The following is a 26,555-nucleotide window of genomic DNA, read 5'->3' as shown; positions in this document are numbered from 1 at the left end:
AAATTTTTTAATTCATTTAAACCAACTCGGTTCTTTACCAGGAGTCCATTTTATATTGCAACCTAAAGAAGGAATCTGATTTGAAGGATAAGAATTATCTTGATTCAAATCTTTTACAGCAGAGCGCAAATCTTTTCCAGACAGGGGAATATTATTACCTGGTCTACTATCATCTAATTGGCCATGATAAAACAATAAAAAATCACCATCTCCTTCATTTGAAAAAAGATAAAAATCCGGGGTGCAAGCCGCTTTTAATTCCTTAGCAAAATTTTGATTTTCATCATATAGATAAGGGAAACTCCATCCCTGTGATTGTGCTTGTAATCTCAAATAATCAGGAGAATCTGAAGGATGAGTGACAATATCATTACTAGAAATTGCAACTGTTTGAACTGTATTTTCAATTTCTTTACTTAAGGTGAAAATTTGATTCTCAATATATTTAACAAATGGACAATGGGCACAAATAAACATTAAAAGTAAATGCCGATTATCTAGATTATGAGAATTAAAATATTGATTATTAGAAGAATTAGCATTTAACATTTTGAAATTAGGTAATTGAAAACCTAATTCCAAAACCATAGAATTTGTTTTGACCATTTTTAAGTTGAATATTCTTTGATATTTGAAAATTATTGTATATTTTGCAGTAATCCGTAAAGATAGGTACTTTGATATAGGAGAATATATAGAAATAATAAACAAAATGCTTCTAAATCTATCTGGCAAAAAAATTCTGGTTACGGGAATTGCCAATAACCGTTCAATAGCATGGGGTATTGCTCAACAACTTTCAAAAGCTGGCGCAGAACTTGGAATCACATATTTGCCTGATGATAAGGGAAGATTCGAATCTAAAGTTAGAGAACTAACTCAACCGTTAAACCCATCCTTATTTTTGCCTCTTGATGTTCAAAATCCAGCTCAAATTGAAGAAATCTTTAAAAATATAAAAGACAATTGGGGTCAAATTGACGGATTAGTTCACTGCCTAGCATTTGCAGGACGCGATGAATTGATTGGAGATTATAGTGCCACGACTTCAGAGGGTTTTGATAGGGCTCTTAATATAAGTGCGTATTCGTTAGCACCTTTATGTAAAGCAGCAAAACCACTTTTTAGTGATGGTGCTGGCGTTGTCTCATTAACTTATTTAGGTTCAGAGAGGGCGATCCCTAACTACAACGTGATGGGAGTTGCAAAAGCAGCTTTAGAAGCTTCAGTAAGATATCTTTCTGCAGAACTTGGGCCCGAAAAACAAGTCAGAGTTAATGCAATAAGTGCTGGACCTATAAGAACACTTGCTAGTTCTGCTATAGGTGGCATTTTAGATATGATTCACAATGTTGAAGAAAAGGCTCCTTTACGCAGAACAGTCACTCAAACGGAAGTAGGTAATACTGCTGCTTTTTTATTAAGTGATCTCTCTAGCGGCATTTCAGGCCAAACAATTTATGTTGATGCGGGTTACTGCATTAATGGAATGTAAACTAAATTTTTTGCATAAAAATGTCATCTCTAAGGCAATCTGAAATAAAAAGAAAAACGAATGAAACAGATATTTCTGTATTTATAAACTTAGATGGGAATGGGATTTCCGAAATTGAAACCGGGATACCTTTCTTAGATCATATGCTTCATCAAATATCCAGTCATGGTTTATTCGATTTAAAAATAAAAGCAATTGGAGATACCCATATTGATGATCATCATACAAATGAAGATGTAGGAATCGCGTTAGGCAAAGCATTTTCAAAAGCCTTGGGAGAAAGAAAAGGAATCAGTAGATTTGGACATTTCTTTGCCCCATTAGATGAAGCATTAGTTCAAGTTACTTTGGACTGTTCCGGCAGACCACATCTATCTTATGATCTTCAATTAAAAGCTCCTAGAATTGGCAATTATGATACTGAACTAGTAAAAGAGTTTTTTATCGCCTTTGTAAATAACAGTGGTATTACTCTGCATATTAATCAAATAAGAGGTAGCAATTCACATCATATAGTTGAGGCTTGCTTTAAAGCTTTTTCACGAGCAATGAGAATGGCTACCGAAATAGATCTAAGAAGATCTGATTCAATTCCAAGCAGTAAAGGAATGCTTGAAAATCAATAAAATAGGAATTTTTTCGAATCAGCCACAATTCAGTTGATTTTTGGCGAAGATAGACAAAGTTATTATTTTGTTGTGACTAATTTACAAGATAAAAAAATTGATAAACCTAAAAGTTTTAATAAAGAAGATTGGTCAAGTGCGTATCAAAATGTAGAAAAGGAGCTTACCAATGAGCCTCTAAAAATCAGCAAAGGTAATAATATTAATAATTTAAATGGAACATTATTAAGAAATGGACCAGGAATATTAGAGAGAGGTGGACAATGGGTTCATCATCCATTTGATGGAGATGGAATGATAACATCCATAAAATTCGAAAATGGTCAGCCGTTCTTAACAAATAGATTTGTTAAAACTAAAGGCTATTTGGAGGAAGAAAAAATAAATAAATTTATTTATAGAGGTGTTTTTGGTACACAAAAAAATGGAGGAATTTTAAATAATGCATTAGATCTAAAATTCAAGAATATCGCTAATACTCATGTCGTTAAATTAGGAGATGAAATTCTTGCATTATGGGAAGCAGCCGGTCCACATGCAATAGATCCTGATAGTCTGGACACTATTGGTTTAACAACATTAAAAGGGGTACTCAAGCCTAACGAAGCATTCAGTGCACATCCAAAAAAAGACCTAAACTCAAAAGCATCTTCAGAACTTTTAGTCACGTTTGGAGTACAAACCGGGCCAAAAAGTACCATTAGATTAATGGAATTTAATAATACTGGTTTAAATTCTGGAGAGCTCATTTTCGACAGAAAAGATACCTTTAATGGCTTTGCATTCCTTCATGATTTCGCAATTACAACTAATTGGGCAATATTTTTGCAGAATGCTATTGATTTCAATCCTCTTCCATTTGTAATGGGTCAAAGAGGAGCAGCACAATGTCTAAAGTCAAACCCAAATAAAAAGGCAAAGTTTTTTATCATCCCCAGAGAAAGTGGATTATTTAGAGGTCAGCCACCGTTAACAATAGATGCTCCAGAAGGATTCGTTTTTCATCATGTAAATGCATTTGAAAAAGATTCCAAAATCGTATTAGATAGTATTTTTTATGATGATTTTCCATCAGTTGGTCCAGACGAGAATTTTAGGGATATTGACTTTGATAAATATCCAGAAGGAAAACTGAAAAGATCATTTATCGATCTAAAGAAAAAAACTTGTGAACTTGAAACTTTAAGTGAACAATGTTGTGAATTTGCTGTTGTTAATCCTAAAAACTTAGGACTAACAGCAACTTTTAGTTGGATGGCAAGCACATCTCAAAAACTTGGGAACGCTCCACTTCAAGCAATAAAAAAAATAAATTTAACTTCTAAGGAAGAGATTTCTTGGTCAGCAGGTCCAAGTGGATTCGTTAGTGAACCAATTATGGTTCCATCAGAAAACTCTTCAAAAGAAGATGAGGGATTTTTATTTATACTTCTATGGAACGGAGAAAGAAGAGGAAGCGATTTAGTGATCTTAGACGCAAATGACTTAAAAGAATTAGCTGTTTATGAATTACCTATTTCGATTCCACATGGCCTTCATGGATCTTGGGTTAATTGAAGTCAAGAAAAAATTTCAAGCAAGCCTGGAATAATTTTTTTTAGTGCTCTACCTCTATGACTACAAGAGTCTTTAATAACATTATTCATTTCTGCGAAAGTTAATCTGGTAGATCTCTCCTCGAAAATTGGGTCATACCCAAAACCCCCTTTTCCTCTAGGGCTTAGAATAATGTTTCCAAAACATTTAGCCTCTGATTCTAATATCACATCTCTAGAAGGAGAACAAACACAAACATTTGCAATAAAGAAAGCACCTCTATTTTTTTCTCCATCAAGTTCATGTAAAACTCTTTCTATTCTTTTTTGATCATTTTCTGCATATCTTGATGAGTAAATTCCTGGCCTACCGTCCAAAGCATCAATACATATTCCTGAATCATCTGCAATAGCATAATTCCTCGTTTTTTTAGAAACTTCACTTGCTTTTTTGATTGCATTCTCCCTAAATGTTATCCCATTCTCCTCAACTTCTATTGATTCTGGTTGAAGCAATAATTGGCAATTTACATTTAATAGTAATTTTTTATATTCTTCAATTTTACCTTGGTTTTTGCTTGCTAAATATAATTTTTTCATTTTATATTTTTTACTTTATTTATGTATTTTTGACTCCATTCCAAAACCTCATTTAAATCATTTTCAGATTTTGCCTCACAATACAATCTTAAAAGAGGCTCTGTTCCTGAGAACCTAAATAATAGCCAAAAATTATTATCCATTCTCAATTTTATGCCGTCGATATTTGATACACTTTTTATACTATAGCCACATATTTTTGAAGGAATATTATTTTTAATATATTTTTCAAGAATTTCTTTTTCTGATTGATTTGGAAATTTAACATCAATTCTTCTATAAAAACTTGGACCAAAATTTTCTTGAATTTGATCTAAAGTTTCATATAAATATTTTGATTTTTCTGCGATTCCATTTAGTAAAATCATAGCTGCATATAAAGCATCTCTCTCCGGCATAAAGTCTCCAAAACCTACCCCTCCTGATTCCTCTCCTCCAATAAATATTTTTTCTTTAATCATTTTTTTTGCGATATATTTAAAACCAACCGGTAGTTCGAAAACCTCTCTATCTTGATTTTTTGCGATATTACTAATTATGTCTGAACCACTAACAGTTTTAAGTACTGGATATAAATTCTTATTCTTTTCTCCCAAATAACTAATAAAGAAAGGTAATAAAACTTGAGTACTACAAAATCTTCCTTTTTCATCAATTACAGCAATCCTATCGCCATCCCCATCAAAAATTATGCCTAGCGTTTTAATACCATTTTTAGAAGTTTTTGTTAATGTTTTAGTTAAATTATCTAAATATTTTAGCAGTGGCTCTGGAGGATTTCCTCCAAATAAAGGATCATAATCTGCTCTAATTTCAGTAAAAATTTTTGAATCATAACCTTCAAAGATCTGACTAAGGCAATTGGCTGCTGAACCATGCATAGAGTCAACAAAAATATGCAAATTCATTTTCTTTAAATTATTAGCAATAAAATCAATATTAAAATTAGATTTAATTTGATCTAAATGAAACTTCTTAATATCAACTTTTTCATATGCACCTTCCAATCTTTCAATTGAGTTTCCCAGAAGTAACCTTTTTTCAACTTCCTTTGTAAAAGATTCATCCACAGAACATCCTTTAAAACTTTTAATCTTTAAACCCAGCCAATTATAAGGATTATGACTTGCAGTAATAACTAAACAACCTAAAAACATAAATTTTTTGGCGTATAAGCTGCAGGAAGGGGTGGGCACATAACTAGTAGAAAGAATGGGTTCAAAACCACACCCTTTAACAAAAGATGCTATCTCTTTTGCGAACTCATTTGCCATAAATCTACGATCGTACCCTATAAGAATTTTTTTAGAATTTGTTTCTTCGAAGTATTGATAATATAATTCCTGACAAGAAGCGACTACAACTCTTGAGAGATTTGATAGATTGAAATCAAAACCAATTATTCCTCGCCAGCCATCAGTTCCGAATTTTATTTCATCTAGTTCATTTGAAGACAAAGTAAAATAGTTCCTTAATTTCCAATAATTATCTATATTAATTTATATAAGTAAAAATTTAAACTGCCTTTGCAAAAAAATTTGAATAATCTTTATTTAAAAAGTTTTATAAGATGCAAAAGAAAAGCTTGGCTCGATTATCAGGGCAATAAGTCTCAAAGAATTTGGTCACCACATCAATCTATAGAAATAATTAAACGATACAAAACCTTTTACAAACTAAGTGATGGAGATTTATATTCTGGGGAAAAAGCCTGTAAGAGGGGTTCAAGTGGAGTAATCGGATTAAAGGCAAGATCTAAAGTAATCAATAATATAAATACAGAAATGCAACCTCAATTACTTAAAAAAGTAGGTGGTCATAGCAAATGGGGCGAATATAAATATATACCTGTTGTATATAAGTTAGGCCATAGAACAACAAAAGAGCATCTATTCGATTTAGCTTTTTCTTCGATGTTATTAGAACCCTTTCAAGAAGCAAAAATTGAAAAAGGATTGGTAATTTCAAATTTTTCAAATCGAATTAATATTGAAAAAATTGATTTAAATCCACGCTTAAGAAAAAAAGTAATACATACCTTTTTAAATTTAAATGAATATCTAAAAAGATCTATTCCAGATATTACTGAAGACAGGAAAAAATGTACGATATGTTCATGGCAAAAGTTTTGCGATACAGAAGCAAAAGATAATGGATATCTAACTGATATAGATGGTATTGGTTCTAAAACAGCCTTGTTTCTCCAAAAAAATGGGATATCTAATATTAAAGAACTAGCTGCTACCAAGAAAATCGATTTAGGAAAAAAACTTTTTCAATTTAAGGAGCAAAGATTTGAAAAAGCTTCAAAGTTTATAAAGCAATCAAAAGCATATTTATCAGGAATACCAATTCGAATTTTGGAAAATAAAAACTTATCTTATCTTTTAAAAAATAAAGATTCGGGATTCTTTATTTTTGATATTGAGTCAAATCCAGATGATAAACATGATTTTTTATATGGATTTTTAAAAGTAAATAGTTTGTTTGAAAATATTGAAGATGATTTTTATGATCCAATATTAAACCTTAAAAACAATACTAAAAAATCTAATCAAGAAATTATTCAAAAACTTTTTTCTCAAAAATACTGGCCAGTTTTACATTATGGAGAGACTGAGAAAATTGCAATTTTAAATTTAGCTAGGCAATCAGATCTCGATTTAAAAGAAATTGAAATCCTAAATTCCAGATTTATAGACTTACACTTAATTGTAAGAGGATCGTGGATATTACCTATTAGAAACTATAGTTTAAAAACAGTTGCTAATTGGATTGGATTCAAATGGGAGCAAGAAAATGTAAGTGGATCAAAAGCTTTATATTGGTGGATACAATATAAAAGCACCTTAAATGATATTTTCCTAAAAAAAATAATTAAATATAATCGAGATGACTGTTTGGCTACACTTCAAATCGCGAAGTGGTTAATCAAAAAACATTAAAAGGTTAATTAAAGAAAAGTTGAACCTACAGATTTCTCTAATGAAATTTGGCCAAAATTATCAGAGAAAAATGGATTTCCCTTATCTAAATATTTTCTCTTTATCATTGCTAGGCCTTTTATTATTCGAGACTCTAATACATAAATGCTGGTAATATAACCAACCGATTTTTCTTTATTCTGATTATTAAAAAGAATTTTATTCACAGATTCTAAATTCACATCTTTATCTTTAGCCGTCCATACTCTGATCTCCTGCTTTAAAGAAGAAACATTCTTGATTTTTGACATTGTTTCTTGACCCAAATAACAACCTTTATTGAAGTCTATAAGATCTGTTAATCCTAATTCAAGTGGATTATTTTTTCCATTAATTTCACTATTTAAAGATGGTATAGCCTGATTAATCTTCCACAATTGCAAGTCATTAGTATTCATTGAATTTGGATTATTTTTATAAAAATCATATTTTTTATCTTCATTTTTTAAAAAAATAGGTTGAGTGATTCTCCAAGAATTCATATCATCAACTTGCTGAAGTCTATTTATTGAAAAAGAATCACTTAATGAAACATCGTCAGACGGAAAAATAATGTCATTAAAGTATTTTCTAATCTCACTAGTATTTCCTACTAAGACAATTACTTTTAATTCTTTTTCTGAGCAATTAATTTCAAGTAATGACTTTAAAATTCCATTTGGGGATAACCAGCAAGATTTTAAAACCTTGTTATTTAAATCAACAATATTTCCTGTAGTTATTCCATTTAAGAATCTTTTACTATCTTTTCCAGTAACAGAAAAGCAATCAAATTTTTCAAGCCAAAATTGTTCTTTATTTTCTTTAATTTTTGACATTATTTATAGAAAGTCTTCTATTGAAAATAAGCTTTTTAATTGTATATTTTGTTCTTTCAAGGCCTCATATCCTCCTTCTCTTCTATCGACAATAGACAAAACTTCTTTAACTAAAAGATTATTTTCGCGTAACTTATTAATTGCTTTAATAGCTGATCCAGCAGTAGTCACAACATCTTCTAAGACAGTTACTTCAGTTCCTTCTTTTAATATAGGCCCCTCTAACCCAGCCTTTGTTCCATATTCTTTTATTTCTTTTCTGATGATTAAAGCATCTATTAATAACCCTTGAGAAGCAGCTGTTACGATTAAACCACTAACTAAAGGATCGGCTCCTAAAGTCAACCCAGCCACAGCTTTTGAACTTGGATCCATTAACTCCAAAAACAAATTGCTAATTAATTTCAACCCTGTGCCATTTAAAGATACAGGTTTACAATTTAGATAATGAGCACTTTTTTTGCCAGATGCCAAAGTAAAGTTTCCTTTCTTATAAGACTTTTCAATTAAAAGTTTTAACAAATTCTCCTTATTTAATTTATTCTTCTGCGAGAAATTGTTCATTAATAGAGGTTAAGCTTATATTTCAAGATTAGGAGAAAAAAAAGAAATCTCACAAAAACTTACTAAGTTGGTGCTTTTTGAAATATTATTTTTATATTGTATGTAAATCGAATGTAATTAATCATTACTGCAGAAAATCTGGGGGTGTAGCAATCTGGTGAATGCACCAAACTCATAATTTGGCTTAGGCGAGTTCGATCCTCGCCACCCCCATCACTAATTTGTTATTGAATGAAAATAACTTTACTATTTTTACTTTTGATATTTCCAGCTTTTTTTGCTGCGAGTGAACTTTCGTTTTTATTAATAAGGCCAAGTAAAGTTTTAAGACTGATAGAAGAGAAAAGAAAAGGAGCATTTTCCATTTTAAAAATTCAAAAAAGATTCAGATCTTCTTTAATAGCATCTCAATTTGGTGTGACAATTTCTCTTGTAGCTGTTGGTTGGTTAAGTAAAGGTTTGGCTAATGATTTTTGGAACGTAAATAAATTTTCAAATCGAATATATGATCTCTTATTATTTTTATTTATTGTACTTATAGTCACCCTCATATCAGGTCTTATTCCTAAAGCATTAGTAATTAATAATCCAGAGTCAGCCGCTTTGAGATTAACTACAATTTTTGATGCAGTTCGAAAAGGAATGCAACCTATTGTCTCTGTAATTGAATTTTTTGCAAGTGCTTGTTTAAGGTTATTTAATCTAAACAACAAATGGGATTCATTAAATTCAGTATTATCGGCAGGTGAATTAGAAACATTAATAGAAACAGATAATGTCACGGGATTAAAGCCTGATGAGAAAAACATCTTAGAAGGTGTTTTTGCTTTAAAAGATACTCAAGTCAAAGAAGTAATGATTCCAAGATCTGAGATGGTAACTTTGCCAAAAAATATTACGTTTGCTGAACTTATGAAACAGGTTGATAAAACAAGGCATGCTCGTTTTTTTGTAATTGGTGAGTCTCTTGATGATGTTTTAGGAGTTTTAGATTTACGTTACTTAGCAAAACCAATTTCTAAAAGCGAAATGGGAGCAAATACATTATTAGAGCCTTTCCTTTTGCCAGTAACAAAAGTAATAGAGACATGCTCACTAGCAGAAATATTACCTATCGTTAGAGATTATAATCCATTTTTACTGGTTGTTGATGAACATGGTGGGACTGAGGGACTTATCACTGCAGCTGATCTTACTGGCGAAATTGTTGGGGAAGAAATGCTAAACACCAGAGTATATTCTGATATGAAAATGTTGGATAATTTCTCTAAGAAGTGGTCAATTGCTGGTAAAGCAGAAATAATAGAAATCAACAAAAAGTTGGGATGTTTTCTTCCAGAAGGAGCTGATTATCATACACTCGCTGGATTTCTTCTTGAAAAATTTCAAATGGTCCCAAAAATCGGAGATAGTTTAGAATTTAAAAATATTAAATTTGAAATAATTTCAATGTCAGGTCCCAAAATAGATCGTGTAAAAATATTTCTACCAAAAAGTTAAAATTGACATCCAATGAAGGATAATAACTAAATATACATGGACTATTAGATATGAAACCAACCTCATCCTCAGTAAAGGTTGGAGTAATCGGTATAGGAAATATGGGATGGCATCATGCTCGAGTGCTTAGTTTGCTAAGAGATGCAGATTTAGTTGGAGTTGCCGATCCAGACGAAAGCAGAGGTAAATTAGCAGTAGAGCAATTTCAATGTGAGTGGTTTAAAGATTATCATGATCTTATTTCTAAAGTGGATGCAATTTGTATTGCTGTCCCTACACTTCTCCATCACAAAGTAGGCCTAGATTGTCTTAAGGCAGGTGTTAATGTTCTTATTGAAAAACCTATTGCAGCTACTGAGCTAGAGGCTAAATCTTTAATAAATGCCTCTAAAATTAATAACTGTCTTCTACAAGTTGGACATATTGAAAGATTTAACCCTGCTTTTAGGGAGTTAAATAAAATAATTCAAAATGAAGATATTGTTGTTTTAGAAGCAAGAAGGCACAGTCCTCATGCTGACAGAGCAAATGATGTGTCAGTAGTTATGGATTTAATGATTCATGATATTGATCTAGTGCTTGAATTAGTTAATTCAAAGATACAGAAATTAGCCGCCGTCGGAGGAAGAAATAGTGATGGCTTAATAGATTATGTAAATGCTACTTTGGTTTTCAAGAATAATATTATTGCAAGCTTAACTGCCAGCAAAATGAGTCATAAAAAAATTAGGAATTTAAGTGCACATTGCCAAAATGGTCTAGTTGAAACAGACTTCTTAAATCATTCTCTACAAATCCATAGAAAAGCGCATGAATCCTATACAGCAGAGCATGGAGAATTAGTTTATCGAAATGATGGTTATGTTGAAGAAGTAAGCACAACCTCTATCGAACCTTTATATGCAGAATTAGAACATTTTCTTAAGTGCGTACAAGGTAAAGAGTTACCAGAAGTGGACGGAGAACAAGCATCAAGAGCGTTAAAAATTGCAGATTTTATTGAATGTGCAGTAGAAAACTCTGGTGATGCAATATCCCTTGAAATACCCTTCTGAATCATAAATAGATTTTATTTAAACCCTACTGCAGCTTGCCAAACAAAAACTAATAAAAAGAAAAATAAAGGTATTAAAGGAAGAACGTCAACGGTTGGAGCGAAAGCCTTATATGCTTCAGGCAATTCAGCGAATGTATTTAAAAGAGTGAGCACCTTCTTAATAAATTAATTAATTATGTTAAGACGTTACCACGTATGGTGAGCAATAGAGGATCTTTTCCATGGAGCGAAATCTATTGTAAAACAATTATCTTTAATTGCAGCAGAAATTGCATTTGTAAATCGAATTAGATGAGAAATATTATGTAGGCTTATAAGCGTTAGACCTAATATTTCATCATTTCTAACCAAATGATGTAAGTAAGCACGAGAGTACGATTTACAAGTTTCACATTTACAAGTTTTATCTATTGGAGAAAAATCATTTTTAAAGCGGGCATTACGTATATTCCATCTTTCATCATTAAAAAATGCAGTCCCATGTCTTCCCAGTCTTGTAGGCAAAACACAGTCAAATATATCGAATCCTTTTGCAACAGCTAAAGAAATTTCTCTTAGAGAGCCAATTCCCATTAAATATCTTGGTTTATTTATTGGTAAGAATTTCGGGACGTTATTAATTACACTGTGTATTTCTTCGACTGCCTCTCCAACACTGACACCTCCTACCGCTATTCCAGGTAGATCAAAAGAACTTGTAAATTTTGCGCTATGTTCTCTTAATCTTGGATACTTACCACCTTGAACTATTCCAAATAATGCTTGATTTGATTTCTGATGAGTCTCAACACATTTTTGCAACCATGAATGAGTTCTTTCTAAAGAGTCCTCAATATCATTTTCGTTAGCTGTGTGCGGAGGACAATGATCAAAAGCCATGGCAACATCAGAACCAAGATCCATTTGAATCTGCATTACTTTTTCAGGTGATAAAAATACATGACTACCATCTCTTGGATTTCTAAATTCCACACCTTTATCAGAAATATTATTTAATTTGGCCAAACTAAAAACTTGATATCCACCTGAATCAGTAAGAATAGGCTTATCCCAATTCATAAACTTATGAATTCCACCAGATTCTTTAACTAGTTTTTCTCCAGGTTGCAGATGAAGATGGAAGGTATTCGAAAGAATCATTTCCGATCCTGTAGAGATTAACTGCTCAGATGAAATCCCTTTAACCGTTGCCAAAGTACCCACAGGCATAAATCTTGGAGTGTTTACCTGACCATTTGGGGTATGAAATATACCAGTTCTTGCCTCTGTATTACTACAATTCGATTTAATTTCAAATTCAAACACGATAATTTATAAGATTTTTTGATCCTTTTTTAATAATCTACCCTATTATTTAATATTGAATCTATTTTTATCTCATCAAAAAATATTTAATAAAAAATTTGGCTGGATCTTGGATTTTCTATACGACATTTCCAAAGATACCTTTAATTAATCCCGAATTTAAAAATATTGCACAATTTGCGCCGCCTTTGGGATTTTTTATTGGAACAATACAGAGTTATATTTTTATTTTTCTAAGCGTAAACTCTTGGTCTATTTATGCATCTACTTTAATCTGTTTAGCTTCAGGATATTTAATTACAGGAGGTCTACACCTCGATGGTTTAATGGATACTTTCGATGGCATTTTCGCGGGTAAAAAGAAACGTTTAAAAGCCATGAAAGACAGTAAAGTTGGATCCTTTGGTGTTCAATCTTTATTTTTTATAACTTTAATTCAGATTGCTTGCATACTCAAAATTCAAAACCAAATAATTATTGTTTTGCCAATATGCTTATTTTGGGGAAGATTTTCAAATTTATTTTTTATAGAAAAGTTTAAATATATGAGTTACAAGAAAAAATCTATTAGTCATAAAAAGTTTTGGAATGGATTTAAAAAAGAATCTTTGATTTCCATCGTTTTTCTTTTAATTTTCATCGCATACCAATTTGTTTCAATTACATCCCAAGCTATATTAATTAAATTTTTATTTTTAATTTTAATTGGTATTTTTTTAAGTTATTCTATTCCAAACATACTTGGGAATAAAATTGGAGGCTTCAATGGAGATGCCTGCGGTGCGAGTGTTGTACTAGTCGAAACTGCAATGTTATTTATGAATGCAATTCTTTTATAGGAAGTTCTAAATAGAAAATATTCTTCTTCTTAAAACTTTTTAATTCCTCTACATCATTAATTGAGGAGTTTTCAAGCAATCTCAACTCTCCTCCAATTTGTTTTGCTAATTTCCTCGCTAAAAAAAGTCCAACACCAGTACCATCCTTCTTCTTAGCCGCAGATCCTCGAAAGCCTTTTTGAAAAATTTTCTCATTTTCAATTTTGGTTATTTTTTTACCATCATCAAATATGCACAGACCTTTACTCATAATGGCGACTCCAATCTCAGCATCTTTGTGGGCGTATTTAAACGCATTTTCTAATAAATTAGCCACAATTTCGGCAATTACAGCATATTTAGCCTTTAATGGCGATAAAGTCCAATCTGGCCAAAGAGAAGGTTCTGTCCAATCTCTATTCTCTAAGTTCGCATTAGCTTGACCCCTTTCTAAAATTGGCCTCAATAAACTCTGAACAGTTATTAGCTTTTTGTTATCTAAATTTGGTGGTAATAATAATCTTTCCTCTCCAATGTCTAGAGGGAGTTGAATAGGTGAATTTAATTGCGCAAAAGAGTCCATATAATTATTAATTTGTTTTTGCTCTATTATCATGCGTTCAACTATTTCAATAGAGTCAACATCTGAACCAAGTCTTTTTATTAGTAATTTTGCATATGTCCTAAGAGCAGCCAATGGATTTCTCAATTGATGGATTATGACATTGACCTGACTTTTTAAATAATTAATTTCTTCATTTTTATTTTGACGTTCTAATTCGATAGAAACGCATTTAGCTAAAGATAGTGAAAGTGCTTTTAATCTAGAGTCAAGAGATACTGGCCAATTCCCTTCTTTTAAATCAGTTTCTACCCTAAGGACACCAAGTAGGATATCGTTTTCTTGAAGCGGGTACCATCTTCTATTAGGAGAAGATACTTTTAGTGAAGGATCATCTTCTACTGATACCAGAAGCCTATCGATTTGTGGCCATTGACCAATCATTTCAAATGATGCTTTAGTTCCTTGCTCCGTTGAAGCAAGATACATAACCAAATGAGTCACGCCCATTGAGCAACCAAAGCTCTCTAGCTGTTTTATGATTAATTCTTCAAATTTTTTTGAGAGCTTCATAATTAGTGAAATTTAAAAAAAAATCTGAAAAAGGACTTGTAAAATATGAAAAAAGTATTAAGATATATAAAGAGGTCTGACTTTAGCCAGCCTTAAATATGAATATTTAATCATATTTTAAGCTACATCAGGGGTTGATGGGTCCTCTATGTAATTTAAGTGAATTCAAAATCACAGATATAAGATTAGTAAAAATAAATAAGACTAATCTCATTTATAATTCTTGGAGTACCAATCAATGTCAAAAAAGAGAAAAAGAATCAGCAGAAGAAGGTTGGCTGGCCAAAGAGTAATGGCACATGTACCTATTTATCATATCGAAACTGGCAAACATAAACCAGTTACAGCTGCTAGAAGATTTATAGCTGAAAATGCTTTGTCTGCCCCTTCAGTTTTCAATGTTCGAAGAAATGAACATACCACTGATAGGTTTTTTTGGGGTCAAAAAGGTTTATTTAGCGCCCAATATGCTGAAGAAAATCATTTTCTATTTCCATCACTAAAAGTCGTAGTTGAGGGAATTGGTGAAGAAAAAATATTTGAAGGTCTAGAACTTACTGCAGATGATTGGGAAGAGATTGAAGAATACGAATATGCTTTCGTTTAAAAAAAATTATTTATATTTGAACTTATAAAATCAATTAAACCTGAATCAATTTGATGGGATCCATCAAATTCTATTAATTCGCAAAATTTAGAAGACTTACTTCTTACCATTTCATGAATAATTCTTGAAGCATCTATAGGTACCACTTCATCAAATAAACCATGACTAACAATTAGTGGTGGGCATTTTTCTCCTGGAGCCCAGTTTGGGTGGGGATAACCACTACAAGCAACAATTAGTCCTAACCTTAATTTAAATCCTGCATCAATTGCCATAGCTGCTCCCTGAGAAAAACCCAACAAAATTGTTTTTTCTATTGAAATCTGATCAGTATCAAATTTCTTTAATGTATCTAAAAGTTTATTTACTTCAACCTCAGCCCCCTCCCAATCATGTGGATATAATTGATACCACTGTCTTCCCAGACCACTTGGATGTAATCCAGAAGCCCTCAAAGAAATTACCTCAAAATCAAGATTTATTTTTTCTATAATCTCCTTTCCAAGTGTTAAAAGGTCATCTGCATCAGCTCCCCAGCCATGTAGCAAAATTATTCTATGAGTTGCGGTTTGAGAACTAATCCCGACAAATTCATGATCAATATCATATTTCATGTTTATATTCTTAAGTAAGTTAACTTTTCAATAATGTCACCATTAGCCCTAGTAAGTGTCTCCGATAAAAAAAATATAATTCCATTTTGTACAGAATTGGTAGAAAAATTTAATTATAAAATTCTATCAAGTGGAGGTACTGCTAAACATCTAATGGAGGCAAAAATTCCAGTTATTAAAGTCGCAGATTTTACTAATTCTCCAGAAATACTTGGAGGAAGAGTTAAAACTTTACATCCGAAAATCCACGGAGGAATATTAGCTAAAAGAACAGATGAGGAACATAAAAAAGATATAGAAGCTTACGATCTTGAACTAATTGAATTAGTAGTTGTCAATTTATATCCTTTTAAGAAAACTGTTGAAAAGGGATCTAAATGGGAAGATGCTATTGAAAATATTGATATCGGAGGACCATCAATGATTCGTTCTGCGGCTAAAAATCATAAAGACGTTTCCGTTTTAGTCGATCCTAGTCAATATCAAGAATTTATTGAAGAAAGTAAAAAAGGGGAGTTAAAAGAAACATATAAAGCAAAATTAGCACTTGAAGCTTTTCAACATACAGCTGACTATGACACTGCGATATCTAATTGGATAAGAAAAGAAAGAGGTTTACAATCTTCCAAATATATTGAATCTTATCCACTAATCAAAACCTTAAGATATGGGGAAAATCCTCATCAAAAAGCTTTTTGGTATGGTTTAAATAATATTGGATGGAACTCAGCAGAACAGTTACAAGGGAAAGAGTTAAGTTATAACAATCTATTAGATCTTGAGTCGGCACTTTCAACGGTTTTAGAATTTGGCTATGAAGAAAAAGATGAACTTACAACAGAGACGTTTGCATCTGTCATTTTAAAACACAATAATCCTTGTGGTGCTTCTATAGGTAATTCAGCCTCTCAAGCATTTTTGAACGCTTTGAAATGTGACTCAGTTAGTGCATTTGGAGGAATAGTTGCTTTTAATTCAAATGTGGATAGTGAAACCGCAATTAACCTCAAAGATATTTTTTTAGAATGTGTCGTAGCTCCATCTTTTGATCCAGAGGCTTTAGAAATTTTAAAAATCAAAAAGAATTTAAGAATTTTAAAGTTTTCAAAAGATCAAATCCCAAATAAGAACCAAACTTCAACTAAATCAATAATGGGAGGATTACTCGTTCAAGACACTGATAATATTGAAGAAAAAACTGAAAGTTGGATTACAGTTACGAAAAAATTTCCAAGTACTCAGGACTATTTAGATTTGAGTTTTGCCTGGAAAATTTGCAAACACATTAAATCAAATGCCATTGTTATTGCAAAAGACCAACAAACTCTTGGCATCGGAGCTGGACAAATGAACAGGGTTGGAGCTTCAAAAATAGCTTTACAAGCTGCGAAGGAAAATGGTTACGGAGGGGTTTTAGCAAGCGATGGATTCTTCCCATTCGCAGATACAGTAGAGCTTGCTAATGAATATGGAATAAACTCAATTATTCAGCCTGGAGGAAGTATAAGGGATGAAGAAAGTATTGAAATGTGCAATTTAAAGGGTATTTCTATGGTATTTACAAACAAGAGACATTTTCTACACTAAATCAATTTGTTTTTGGATAATAAGTGATTTTGTTTGTTTTACGAAGAAGCGCCAACCTTCCTGGTCCGGCACATAAAAAGTAAAGAGAGATAGCCCCGTATATGAAAGAAAGCTCAAAAGCATAGTTATGACCCTCAACCACTGCTAATGGGAACCCTTCTAGGCCAGTATCTAAGAGGTGAAAATAAACAGCAAATGCCATCGTGGAGAAAAGTCCGAGAGAGCTAAGTCTTGCAAAAACTCCTAATGCTAATCCTAATGGGCATACTAATTGAGTAATAGCTGCTCCATATGTCCAAAGGACAGGGTCGCCTGGTAAGAATGGGAAATATTTGCCTACAACAAACTCACCAAAGCCTTGAGGATCTTGAAGCTTCTCCAAGCCATGATGAATCATCAAAACACTAAAACCGATCCTTAAAATAAATATAGATAATTCGCCTAATATATTGACCTCTGAACTTGTAGAGGGATTAGCTACAACAACTTCCACCTTTTGAGGAGGCTTTGAAGCATTCATTTTGGCTGTTTGATCTCGATTAGATTGTGTTGTGTCTTCCATTCTTCAAATTATTTTTAATTATTCTAGATAATAACGTAGATCTTTAGGTGATATGTATTTAATAAAGTTAAAAATTAAGCAGAAAAATTAATATTTACTTAGTAATAGCAATTAACTTTTCAATAACATCAGCGACTATCTTATCTGGAGTAGAAGCTCCAGAAGTAATACCTACTTTAATTTCTCCATCAGGAATAAAATTCTTTTTCAAAACCATTTCAGATTTAAGTGGTTTATGGAGAATAGAATTTTCCTTAACTGAAATCCTTTCAGGTGTATCAATATGAAAAGAAGAAATATTTTTATTTATAGCTATCTCTTGCAAGTGAGTTGTATTTGAAGAATTGTATCCACCAATTACCACAAGGATATCTAAATCTTCATCAACTAATGAAAACATCGCATCTTGTCTTTCTTCTGTAGCATCACAGATAGTATTGAAAGCTAAAAAGTGACTATTTAATTTTTCTGGACCAAATTTATGAAGCATCGTTTTTTCAAAAACTTTTCCTATCTCCTCTGTTTCGCTTTTTAACATTGTTGTTTGATTAGCAACTCCAACTCTATCTAAATCTTTATCTGGATCAAATCCATTGGAAAAAGCCTGAGCAAATTTATTAAGAAAATGATTTTTATTGCCTCTACCAAGAATATATTCTGAGACATAATTTGCCTCCTCAAGATTAAGCACTACAAGATATTTATCCGCAAATGAACTAGTGGCAAGAGTTTCTTCATGCTTAAATTTACCGTGGATTATAGAGGTAAAAGTATGTTTTTTATGTTTTTCTACCGTATGCCACACCTTTGAAACCCAAGGGCACGTTGTATCAATAATATGACAACCTTTTTCATGAAGAAGTTTCATTTCTTGAACAGTAGCACCAAAAGCTGGCAAGATAACCACATCTCCATCTGAAACCAAAGAAAAATCCTTAATGCCATTTTTTGCTGAAATGAATTTAACATTCATTTTTCTTAAATGATCATTAACTGAGGGATTATGAATTATTTCGTTTGTTATCCAAATATTCTCATCAGGATAATGTCTTCTAGTTTCATAGGCCATTGCAACAGCTCTTTCAACTCCCCAACAAAAACCAAATGCCTGGGCTAATTTTATATTTAATCTCCCTTTTTTATATGTAAAACTATTATTTCTAATTGAGGTAATTAAATCACTTTGGTAAGCTTCTTCTAAAGCTTGGGCTCTTTTAGTAGGAGAGTCAAAACCTCTTCGGTTATATCTGTCCGAATGATGAAGAGATCTTCTAAAAGCTTGAGTGTCCATATTTTTGATATTACAACATTTTTAATAATTTATTGCAAAAAAAAGAAACCTGACATAAGTCAGATTTCTTGAATTTACTTAAATTTAGTTTATTTAGCAGATGCAAAGTCTGGATATGATTCCATACCATGCTCAGAAATATCTAAACCTTGAGTCTCTTCTTCCTCAGATACACGGATTCCTCCGAATAAACCTCCGATAATAGACCAAGCGATCCAGCAAGTAACTAGTGTCCAGATAGCATAAGCCGCGGCACCAAGAGCTTGAACAAGAAGTAGATTAATACCACCACCATTGAACAATCCCATACCTGCTCCATCTCCTTGAACTGCAGTTCCCCAAAGACCAATAACTAGGGTACCCCATACACCACAAACTCCGTGAACAGAGAATGCACCAACAGGATCGTCAATTTCAGCTGCATCAAGTGCTGCAACGGAGAATACAACGATAATACCGCCAACTAGTCCAGCGAACCAAGCTCCCGCAAGAGTCATGTCACCACAACCTGCAGTAATACTTACCAAACCAGCAAGAATACCATTAATGATCATAGTAAGATCTGGCTTTCCGGAAGTTAAAGTAGAAACAATAGTTGCTCCAATAGCACCAGCTGCAGCTGCAAGAGTAGTCGTTACAGCAACATATGGAACCCATTGATCCATAGCAAGTTGAGAACCAGGATTAAATCCGTACCAACCTATCCATAGAATTAAAGCGCCTAAAGTAGCAATAGCCATATTGTGACCAGGCATAGCCTGTGGCTTTCCATCGGAGTATTTACCGATTCTTGGTCCTAGGAGCATAGCCCCCACTAAACCTGCCCATGCTCCAACTGAGTGAACAATTGAAGAACCTGCAAAGTCAACGAAACCAAGAGAATCAAGCCAGCCACCATTCCATTTCCAGCTACCAGCAATTGGATAAATAAATGCTGTTAATACAATCGCAAAAACAACAAATTCACCAAATTTAACTCTTTCAGCAACAAGACCAGAAACGATAGTTGCTGCAGTACCTGCAAAAGCAGACTGGAATAAGAAATCAACTGTTGGAACTAATCCAGCATCAGTAACCATATCGGCTGTTACTGTCGGATCAAAAAATAAGCCTCCAAAATATAGCCATCCGTCAGCAACACTTCCTCCGTACATTAATGAGTAGCCAATAAACCAATAAGAGGTTACAGCTAAAGCAAATACGAAAAGGTTTTTAGCAAGAATGTTGACGGCGTTTTTAGACCGACACATACCCGCTTCAACCATAGCGAAACCGGCGTTCATGAAGATCACTAAAATAGTAGCGATCAAAAGCCATAAATTGTTAGCTAGAAAAGCTGCATTCAACTCAGGTAAATCAGCTGCGTGAGCTGAAAGATTAAAAATACCTAAACCAAACAAAGCTAGAGGGACAGTTGCAAGCCACAACATTGAGCGGTTTGAACTGAACCCACGAATACTCCTCAAAAGGAGCATAGGTCCGTTTACAAGACTTGCATCTTGAAGTTTGGACCTAGAGCGCCTTTGAGGCGTTTGCAAAGCAGTGGTCATAAATAAAAAATTAGTCTGCAAAAAAACAGGAGGTCCTGTTTCCTTTCATATATAATTTTGCTCAGAAAACTTATGTATGTCTAGTAGTCGTTTATACCAATTTAATTGTTGTATACCAAATAATCTTTGTTAAATTGAGGTATTTTTTCTAAATCAACTTAAAATCCCAAAAAATTAATTTAATTTTAAGGGTTTAAATCCTTTCCAAGCTACATGATCTGAATGAAACTCAAAACAGCATGGAATTAGTAACATACCTGCACTAATTGATTCTCGAAAAAGCTCTCCATACAATGGATCTGATTCATCTCCAGGGGCAAAATAATCTATATCTTTTCTTGTAATGCAAGGAACTAAAACACTTTTACTTTCAGGAATTAAGCCTTTTAATTCTATTAAATGTTTTTGTCCTCTTTTAGTCTCCGTATCAGGGAAAAGAGCTACATTATTTTTTGTCCAAGTAGTATTTTTAACCTCAACATAAATGTTACGATTATCAGGATTTGAAGATTTTGGAGTTAAAAGAAAATCAATTCTACTTTTTTTATCTTTGCCATAAGGTACTTCAGACTTGATTTTAGCTATCTCCCCGAGTTTATCTTTGAATAGGTTTTGTTCAATAACTTTTCTAATCAGTTTATTTGCAAATAATGTATTTATCCCAACCCATACCTCTTTGTTATCTCTTCCTATTACTTTTACTTGTTCCCAAGTCCAAGGTAGCTTTCTTTTAGTTGATGAAGAGAAGCTAATTCTTACGTTAGCTCCTTCGTTTAAAAGACCCTTCATCGGGCCTGTATTAGCACAATGGGCAGTAACTATTTCTCCATTTTCAATCTGAATATCAGCGAGAAATCTTTTATATCTTTTAATTAAAATACCTTCAATTAATGGTTCAAATTCAATTATTCGATCATTCATAAAGTGTGAACTAGATTAGAAACAAAATATAATGGAATCTAAATCTTCTTGAAAAGATTTAACTCAATATCAAATGCATTCATATTTTAAAAATAATTTAGCTTCAATTTCTTTTGCCACATCTCTAAGTAAAGTTGCGGGTTTTATAAGACAAATATTTATCGCTGCAGCCTTTGGAATTGGAATAACATACGACGCCTATAACTACGCCTACATAATCCCAGGTTTTTTACTTATTATTATTGGTGGAATTAATGGCCCATTACATAATGCAGTTGTAGCAGTGCTAACTCCACTTAAGAGGAGAAAGGGGGGCCTCGTATTAACAAAAGTAAGTATTAAACTGACTTTGTTATTTTTTATTCTAGGAGTAGTTGTATATTTTAATTCAGGTTTTCTAATAAACTTTATAGCCCCAAATTTAAGTGATGAAGCTAAATCTATCGCAACTTATCAATTAAAAATCTTAACTCCTTGTATTCCTCTTTCTGCTTTTATAGGGTTGAGTTTTGGAGCTTTAAATTCAAGAAATAAATTTTTCTTATCAAGCATAAGTCCAGCTTTAACAAGTCTGACAACAATTTTATTTATTTCAGCCAGTTGGATCTTTAGTCATCAAAATACAAATTCTAATTATTTGGTTTATTCAGGATTACTGGCCAAAGCGACCTTAACAGGTACTTGTATACAATTTGCTATTCAGTGCTGGGAAATCAATAAGATCGGCTTATTTAGATTTAATTCGGCTTGGCATTTATTTAAAAATGAAGAGAAAAGAATCTTCAAATTAATCGCTCCTGCAACAATTTCATCAGGTTTAGGGCAAATTAATGTTTTTGTTGATATGTTTTTTGCTTCAAGCTTTCAAGGTGCCGCATCGGGATTAGCATACGGTAATTTTCTTATACAAGCTCCACTGGGAGTTTTATCAAACGCTTTGATATTGCCACTACTTCCAAAGTTTTCAAAATTCAATAGTAAGCAAGAGAATAGAAACTTAGAAAAAAGTTTAATCTCAGGAATAGAATATTGTTTTTTAACAACTATTTTTTTGACTGGTTTTTTTATCACATTTAATAATCAATTAGTGCAATTTATTTTTCAAAGAGGTGCTTTTAATTCCGAAGCCGTATTTTTAGTAAAAAATATTTTAATTGCCTATGCTGCTGGAATTCCCTTTTATCTCTACAGAGATTTATTAGTTAGAGCTTATTATGCAATTGAGAAACCAAAGTTACCCTTTCAATTATCTTTCGCTGGAATAATACTAAATGTTTTTTTCGATTGGTTTTTAGTAGGAGCTCCAACTATTAATTATGGAAACTTATCTCCTTATAATTTTGGTGTTATTGGTATAATCCTTTCTTCAGGAATAGTTAACTTAATTATTTGTATTTTTCTTACTTCAAACTTTAATACTTATGGAATCAAAATCCCTAAAATTATTTTATTAAAAAACTTTGTTCTTATTTCATTAGCCTGCTCTATTACAAGCACAATTTGTTATGCAGTTATCAAGGATATAAATGTATTAAATCCGAACGTTTGGGAGCTATTTATATTAGTTATAGGATTGTTGGCTTTTTTGATTATTTATTTTTCGATAACCAAGTTATTCGGGGTTAATAAATTCAATCCACTAATCAAAATATGATTAAGAATCATAAATTACCAAGTATTTCTTCTAAATCACAAATTTGTGATGCAGTTATCAACTTAGACAAAAGAATTGTTTGATTTCCATCTCCAATTTTTACCTTAATAGCTTCTAAGCCTAATTTTGCAGCCTGCTGACTACCTTTATCTAAATTGCTAATACATTCCAAAGCAAGATTTCTAGCTAAACCAGCATCTCCAAGGTACAGATTCCATTTTTCTATTTTTATAAAAATTTTTTCTGAAATAATATTTTCTAGATCACTGATTTGCATCTGAGAATTCATAATAAAAACTTAAGTTGATTGTTTTTTATAATCCTTAGGTTTTTTTATAAATACAAAAAGTAAATGCGATGAGAGAATGACTGCCCATGCAATTGCAAAATTATTAAAAAAAACTAAGTCATGTTTAATCTCTTTAAAAAGCCAAGTTCCACTTACGACTGCAGTGAATACCATACAATGAATTACAAAATTTACTATTCTGGAAAAATGTTTGTAAATGGGGTCTTCTGAATCACCATTGCCATACCATTTAATCGGCATAATTATAAATTTAGATTGTTAATATTAGATAGTTTAACTGAAATCTAGTTGACTAAGAGACCCAGGACCAGAGATATTACATAAATATGCGCCTGTAGCTCAGTGGATTAGAGCACCTGACTACGGATCAGGGTGTCGGGAGTTCGAATCTCTCCAGGCGCGTTAAAATTTATGATATATTTTTTTTACATTTTCTCTCAAAATATCGTCTATATTTAAATAAATGTTCCCTTTATTTTAATGAATATTCTTCAAAATCTTAAAGAAAGTGATCCAATCATATCTAATTTAATTAATTCCGAAAAAAATAGGCAAGAAACACATCTTGAATTGATAGCTAGTGAGAATTTTGCATCAATGGCTGTAATGCAGGCTCAGGGTTCGGTTTTAACAAATAAATACGCTGAAGGTCTTCCACAAAAAAGATATTACGGTGGTTGTGAATTTGTAGATGAGATAGAGGAACTTGCAATCGAAAGAGCAAAACAACTTTTTGATGCAGACTGGGCGAATGTTCAACCCCATAGTGGAGCACAAGCAAATGCAGCTGTTTTTCTAAGTTTACTTAAACCTGGTGACACAATACTTGGAATGGATCTATCGCATGGAGGACATTTAACCCACGGATCCCCAGTCAACATGAGCGGAAAGTGGTTCAATGCCGTTCACTATGGAGTTGATAAAGAAACTAATAAATTAAATTTTAATGAAATTAGAGATATTGCATTAGCTACAAAACCAAAACTAATTATTTGTGGATATTCTGCTTATCCGAGAAAAATTGATTTCGAGTCGTTCAGAAGAATCGCTGATGAAGTTGGAGCTTTTTTAATGGCTGATATTGCTCATATAGCAGGACTAGTAGCAACCAAACTCCACCCTAATCCAATACCGTATTGTGATGTTGTAACTACGACAACACATAAGACCTTGAGAGGTCCAAGAGGAGGATTGATCTTATGTAAAGATAAGGAATTTGGAAAGAAATTTGATAAATCTGTTTTCCCTGGAACTCAGGGTGGTCCTTTAGAACATATTATCGCAGCTAAAGCTGTCGCCTTTGGAGAAGCCTTAAAGCCCAACTTTGTTAATTACTCAAAACAGGTTATTAATAATGCAAAAGTTCTGTCTTCAACTTTAATTAAAAGAGGAATAGATATTGTTAGTGGAGGAACTGATAATCATATTGTTTTGCTTGACTTAAGAAGTATTAATATGACTGGTAAAGTTGCTGACTTACTTGTAAGTGAAGTTAACATAACAGCAAATAAAAATACTGTCCCGTTTGATCCTGAATCACCTTTTGTAACCAGTGGGTTGAGATTGGGAACTGCAGCTTTAACTACTAGAGGTTTTAATGATGATGCTTTTGTTGAAGTTGGTGAAATTATTGCTGATAGATTACTCAATCCAGATGATTTATTAACAGAAAAAAAATGCAAGGAAAGGGTATTAACTTTATGTAATCGTTTTCCTCTTTATGAAGTCGAACTTGAAGCATCAATCAAATGATCCTAACTGTAAAGGGGTTGAAATTCTTTCTATAGGAACTGAGTTACTTTTAGGAAATATAGTAAATACTAACGCTCAATGGATTTCTGAGGAGTTATCAACTTTAGGACTTAACCATTTTAGACAGTCAACTATTGGAGATAATTCTGAAAGGATTTCTAAGCTAATTAAAGAAATATCTTCAAGAAGTAATTTATTAATTACTACAGGTGGTCTTGGCCCTACTCCAGATGACTTAACTACGGAGGCAATTGCTAAATCTTTTAATGCAACTCTTTCTGAAAGAGGATATTTATGGGATCAAATAAAAAAAAAGCTTTCAATTTCAGGTTCAAATTTCGACAGATCTAGTTTAAAAAAACAATGTTTTTTCCCAAAAGATGCTCAAATAATTAATAATCCTAGAGGCACTGCTCCTGGCATGATATGGAAACCAATTGAGGGATTTACCATCCTGACTTTTCCAGGAGTGCCAAGTGAAATGAAAGAAATGTGGAAAGAAACTGCAGTTAATTATATTAAAAGTAATTTTTCAGATGGGTATATATTTTTCTCAAATACTCTTAAATTTTCTGGTATTGGAGAGTCTACTATTTCAGAAAAGATTAATAATCTTCTAAAACTAAAAAACCCCACTGTCGCCCCATACGCTAACTTAGGAGAAGTTAAGCTCAGACTAACGGCAAGAGCTAAAAATGAATTAGAAGCAAGAAAAATAATTAACCCCGTTAAAGAAAAATTGAAAAAAGAGTTTTCCAAATTTATTTTTGGTGAAGACGATGATAATTTATCAAGCGTACTAATAAAGGAATTATTAAAAAGAAAAGAATCTCTCGTTTTTGCAGAATCCTGTACCGGAGGTCTTCTCTCCTCTTCAATCACATCAATACCAGGCTCATCACAAGTATTTAAAGGCAGTATTATTTCATACAGTAATAACCTTAAACAATCTTTATTAAGTGTTCCAGAAAATCTGATAAAAAAATTTGGTGCTGTTTCTGAAGAGGTTGCTGAAACTATGGCAATTAATGCAAAAGAAAAACTAAATTCAGATTGGTCTATCGCAATTAGTGGCATTGCCGGTCCAAGTGGAGGTAATAAAGAGAAGCCTGTTGGATTAGTTTATATCTCAATTGCAGGACCAAATGGTCACTTGACTAATATTAAAAAAATATTTAGCTCAACAAGAAATAGAATTGAAATTCAAAGACTAAGTGTAAATGTGTGTTTAAACAGCTTTAGATTAATCTTATTATCTAGTAGTAAGTAA

The 26,555-nt window shown here is 32.4% G+C and carries 27 protein-coding genes and 2 tRNA genes; 14 read left to right on the top strand and 15 right to left on the bottom strand.

Features of this window, described 5'->3' with window-relative positions; translation table 11 throughout:
• Positions 1-12: 12 nt before the first annotated feature.
• On the bottom strand, positions 13-606 hold the full coding sequence (locus tag TX50_RS01470; RefSeq protein ID WP_011131920.1) for a thioredoxin family protein: 594 nt from the start codon (positions 604-606) through the stop codon (positions 13-15).
• Positions 607-712: 106 nt separating this feature from the next.
• On the opposite strand from TX50_RS01470, the gene fabI reads away from it, so the two are divergent.
• From fabI to TX50_RS01455, 3 genes are all read left to right on the top strand, one after another.
• Positions 713-1,495, top strand: a complete 783-nt coding sequence (gene fabI / locus TX50_RS01465; RefSeq protein WP_011131919.1) for an enoyl-ACP reductase FabI — start codon at positions 713-715, stop codon at positions 1,493-1,495.
• Between the two features lie 20 nt (positions 1,496-1,515).
• Positions 1,516-2,121 carry an imidazoleglycerol-phosphate dehydratase HisB gene (hisB, locus tag TX50_RS01460; RefSeq protein WP_011131918.1) on the top strand — a complete coding sequence of 202 codons (606 nt, stop codon included), beginning with the start codon at positions 1,516-1,518 and terminating at the stop codon, positions 2,119-2,121.
• A gap of 72 nt (positions 2,122-2,193) precedes the next feature.
• On the top strand, positions 2,194-3,678 hold the full coding sequence (locus TX50_RS01455) for a carotenoid oxygenase family protein (protein WP_036930996.1): 1,485 nt from the start codon (positions 2,194-2,196) through the stop codon (positions 3,676-3,678).
• Positions 3,679-3,680: 2 nt separating this feature from the next.
• Here the strand turns inward: TX50_RS01455 and rdgB are convergent, their stop codons facing one another.
• Together rdgB and TX50_RS01445 are read right to left on the bottom strand one after the other, a co-directional pair.
• Complete coding sequence (rdgB, locus tag TX50_RS01450; RefSeq protein ID WP_011131916.1) at positions 3,681-4,256, bottom strand: RdgB/HAM1 family non-canonical purine NTP pyrophosphatase; 576 nt, start codon at positions 4,254-4,256, stop codon at positions 3,681-3,683.
• Complete coding sequence (locus TX50_RS01445) at positions 4,253-5,713, bottom strand: phosphoglucomutase/phosphomannomutase family protein (RefSeq protein ID WP_011131915.1); 1,461 nt, start codon at positions 5,711-5,713, stop codon at positions 4,253-4,255. The genes rdgB and TX50_RS01445 overlap by 4 nt, the downstream gene beginning before the upstream one ends.
• 81 nt (positions 5,714-5,794) lie before the next feature.
• Here TX50_RS01445 and TX50_RS01440 point away from each other — a divergent pair, with 81 nt between their 5' ends.
• Positions 5,795-7,201: a TM0106 family RecB-like putative nuclease gene (locus TX50_RS01440; protein WP_036930997.1), complete on the top strand. Its 1,407-nt coding sequence runs from the start codon at positions 5,795-5,797 to the stop codon at positions 7,199-7,201.
• Between the two features lie 8 nt (positions 7,202-7,209).
• Here the strand turns inward: TX50_RS01440 and TX50_RS01435 are convergent, their stop codons facing one another.
• Positions 7,210-8,058: a folate-binding protein YgfZ gene (locus TX50_RS01435; RefSeq protein ID WP_011131913.1), complete on the bottom strand. Its 849-nt coding sequence runs from the start codon at positions 8,056-8,058 to the stop codon at positions 7,210-7,212.
• Between the two features lie 3 nt (positions 8,059-8,061).
• Positions 8,062-8,622: an orotate phosphoribosyltransferase gene (pyrE, locus tag TX50_RS01430; protein WP_011131912.1), complete on the bottom strand. Its 561-nt coding sequence runs from the start codon at positions 8,620-8,622 to the stop codon at positions 8,062-8,064.
• 140 nt (positions 8,623-8,762) lie between these two features.
• Here pyrE and TX50_RS01425 point away from each other — a divergent pair.
• The 3 genes from TX50_RS01425 to TX50_RS01415 all read left to right on the top strand — a co-directional run bounded on the left by TX50_RS01425 (position 8,763) and on the right by TX50_RS01415 (position 11,177).
• A tRNA-Ile gene (locus tag TX50_RS01425) sits at positions 8,763-8,835 on the top strand.
• Positions 8,836-8,853: 18 nt separating this feature from the next.
• Positions 8,854-10,122 (top strand): hemolysin family protein, encoded by a 1,269-nt coding sequence (locus TX50_RS01420; RefSeq protein ID WP_011131911.1) that lies wholly within the window; start codon positions 8,854-8,856, stop codon positions 10,120-10,122.
• A gap of 50 nt (positions 10,123-10,172) precedes the next feature.
• Entirely contained in the window at positions 10,173-11,177 is a 1,005-nt protein-coding gene (locus TX50_RS01415) for a Gfo/Idh/MocA family protein (protein ID WP_011131910.1), read from the top strand.
• 14 nt (positions 11,178-11,191) lie between these two features.
• On the opposite strand, the gene TX50_RS01410 is transcribed toward TX50_RS01415, so the two are convergent.
• On the bottom strand, positions 11,192-11,332 hold the full coding sequence (locus TX50_RS01410; RefSeq protein ID WP_011131909.1) for a photosystem II reaction center protein K: 141 nt from the start codon (positions 11,330-11,332) through the stop codon (positions 11,192-11,194).
• Between the two features lie 33 nt (positions 11,333-11,365).
• Positions 11,366-12,484, bottom strand: coding sequence for a tRNA guanosine(34) transglycosylase Tgt (tgt, locus tag TX50_RS01405; protein ID WP_011131908.1), 1,119 nt, complete (start codon positions 12,482-12,484; stop codon positions 11,366-11,368).
• A gap of 98 nt (positions 12,485-12,582) precedes the next feature.
• Between tgt and TX50_RS01400 the strand changes: the two genes are divergently transcribed.
• Positions 12,583-13,323: an adenosylcobinamide-GDP ribazoletransferase gene (locus TX50_RS01400; protein WP_011131907.1), complete on the top strand. Its 741-nt coding sequence runs from the start codon at positions 12,583-12,585 to the stop codon at positions 13,321-13,323.
• Here the strand turns inward: TX50_RS01400 and TX50_RS01395 are convergent.
• Complete coding sequence (locus tag TX50_RS01395) at positions 13,301-14,437, bottom strand: sensor histidine kinase (RefSeq protein WP_011131906.1); 1,137 nt, start codon at positions 14,435-14,437, stop codon at positions 13,301-13,303. The two genes, TX50_RS01400 and TX50_RS01395, sit on opposite strands and share 23 nt — an antisense overlap.
• A gap of 238 nt (positions 14,438-14,675) precedes the next feature.
• Between TX50_RS01395 and TX50_RS01390 the strand changes: the two genes are divergently transcribed.
• Positions 14,676-15,044 (top strand): DUF3155 domain-containing protein, encoded by a 369-nt coding sequence (locus TX50_RS01390; RefSeq protein WP_011131905.1) that lies wholly within the window; start codon positions 14,676-14,678, stop codon positions 15,042-15,044.
• Here TX50_RS01390 and TX50_RS01385 read toward each other — a convergent pair.
• Positions 15,041-15,658: an alpha/beta hydrolase gene (locus tag TX50_RS01385; RefSeq protein WP_011131904.1), complete on the bottom strand. Its 618-nt coding sequence runs from the start codon at positions 15,656-15,658 to the stop codon at positions 15,041-15,043. The genes TX50_RS01390 and TX50_RS01385 overlap by 4 nt on opposite strands.
• A gap of 33 nt (positions 15,659-15,691) precedes the next feature.
• On the opposite strand from TX50_RS01385, the gene purH reads away from it, so the two are divergent.
• Positions 15,692-17,245 (top strand): bifunctional phosphoribosylaminoimidazolecarboxamide formyltransferase/IMP cyclohydrolase, encoded by a 1,554-nt coding sequence (purH, locus tag TX50_RS01380; protein WP_011131903.1) that lies wholly within the window; start codon positions 15,692-15,694, stop codon positions 17,243-17,245.
• 1 nt (position 17,246) lies between these two features.
• Here the strand turns inward: purH and TX50_RS01375 are convergent, their stop codons facing one another.
• The 4 genes from TX50_RS01375 to sfsA form a co-directional block, all read right to left on the bottom strand.
• Positions 17,247-17,807, bottom strand: a complete 561-nt coding sequence (locus TX50_RS01375) for a DoxX family protein (RefSeq protein ID WP_011131902.1) — start codon at positions 17,805-17,807, stop codon at positions 17,247-17,249.
• Positions 17,808-17,901: 94 nt separating this feature from the next.
• Entirely contained in the window at positions 17,902-19,098 is a 1,197-nt protein-coding gene (locus TX50_RS01370) for a 4-hydroxy-3-methylbut-2-enyl diphosphate reductase (protein ID WP_011131901.1), read from the bottom strand.
• Between the two features lie 89 nt (positions 19,099-19,187).
• Positions 19,188-20,648 carry an ammonium transporter gene (locus TX50_RS01365; protein WP_011131900.1) on the bottom strand — a complete coding sequence of 487 codons (1,461 nt, stop codon included), beginning with the start codon at positions 20,646-20,648 and terminating at the stop codon, positions 19,188-19,190.
• A gap of 174 nt (positions 20,649-20,822) precedes the next feature.
• Entirely contained in the window at positions 20,823-21,569 is a 747-nt protein-coding gene (gene sfsA, locus TX50_RS01360; protein WP_011131899.1) for a DNA/RNA nuclease SfsA, read from the bottom strand.
• Positions 21,570-21,642: 73 nt separating this feature from the next.
• On the opposite strand from sfsA, the gene murJ reads away from it, so the two are divergent.
• Complete coding sequence (gene murJ, locus TX50_RS01355) at positions 21,643-23,223, top strand: murein biosynthesis integral membrane protein MurJ (RefSeq protein ID WP_011131898.1); 1,581 nt, start codon at positions 21,643-21,645, stop codon at positions 23,221-23,223.
• A 7-nt stretch (positions 23,224-23,230) separates the two neighbouring features.
• Here murJ and TX50_RS01350 read toward each other — a convergent pair whose 3' ends face one another.
• Positions 23,231-23,512 (bottom strand): DUF3181 family protein, encoded by a 282-nt coding sequence (locus tag TX50_RS01350; RefSeq protein ID WP_011131897.1) that lies wholly within the window; start codon positions 23,510-23,512, stop codon positions 23,231-23,233.
• Positions 23,513-23,521: 9 nt separating this feature from the next.
• Complete coding sequence (locus TX50_RS01345) at positions 23,522-23,773, bottom strand: hypothetical protein (RefSeq protein ID WP_011131896.1); 252 nt, start codon at positions 23,771-23,773, stop codon at positions 23,522-23,524.
• Positions 23,774-23,861: 88 nt separating this feature from the next.
• On the opposite strand from TX50_RS01345, the gene TX50_RS01340 reads away from it, so the two are divergent.
• From TX50_RS01340 to TX50_RS01330, 3 genes are all read left to right on the top strand, one after another.
• Positions 23,862-23,935: transfer RNA gene (locus tag TX50_RS01340), tRNA-Arg, on the top strand.
• A 78-nt stretch (positions 23,936-24,013) separates the two neighbouring features.
• Positions 24,014-25,285 carry a serine hydroxymethyltransferase gene (glyA, locus tag TX50_RS01335; RefSeq protein WP_011131895.1) on the top strand — a complete coding sequence of 424 codons (1,272 nt, stop codon included), beginning with the start codon at positions 24,014-24,016 and terminating at the stop codon, positions 25,283-25,285.
• Complete coding sequence (locus tag TX50_RS01330; protein WP_011131894.1) at positions 25,254-26,555, top strand: competence/damage-inducible protein A; 1,302 nt, start codon at positions 25,254-25,256, stop codon at positions 26,553-26,555. The genes glyA and TX50_RS01330 overlap by 32 nt, the downstream gene beginning before the upstream one ends.

Origin of the sequence: Prochlorococcus marinus subsp. pastoris str. CCMP1986, assembly GCF_000011465.1 — a bacterium.
GTDB classification, from domain to species: domain Bacteria; phylum Cyanobacteriota; class Cyanobacteriia; order PCC-6307; family Cyanobiaceae; genus Prochlorococcus_A; species Prochlorococcus_A pastoris.
This window is presented reverse-complemented; position numbering and strand designations above follow the sequence as displayed.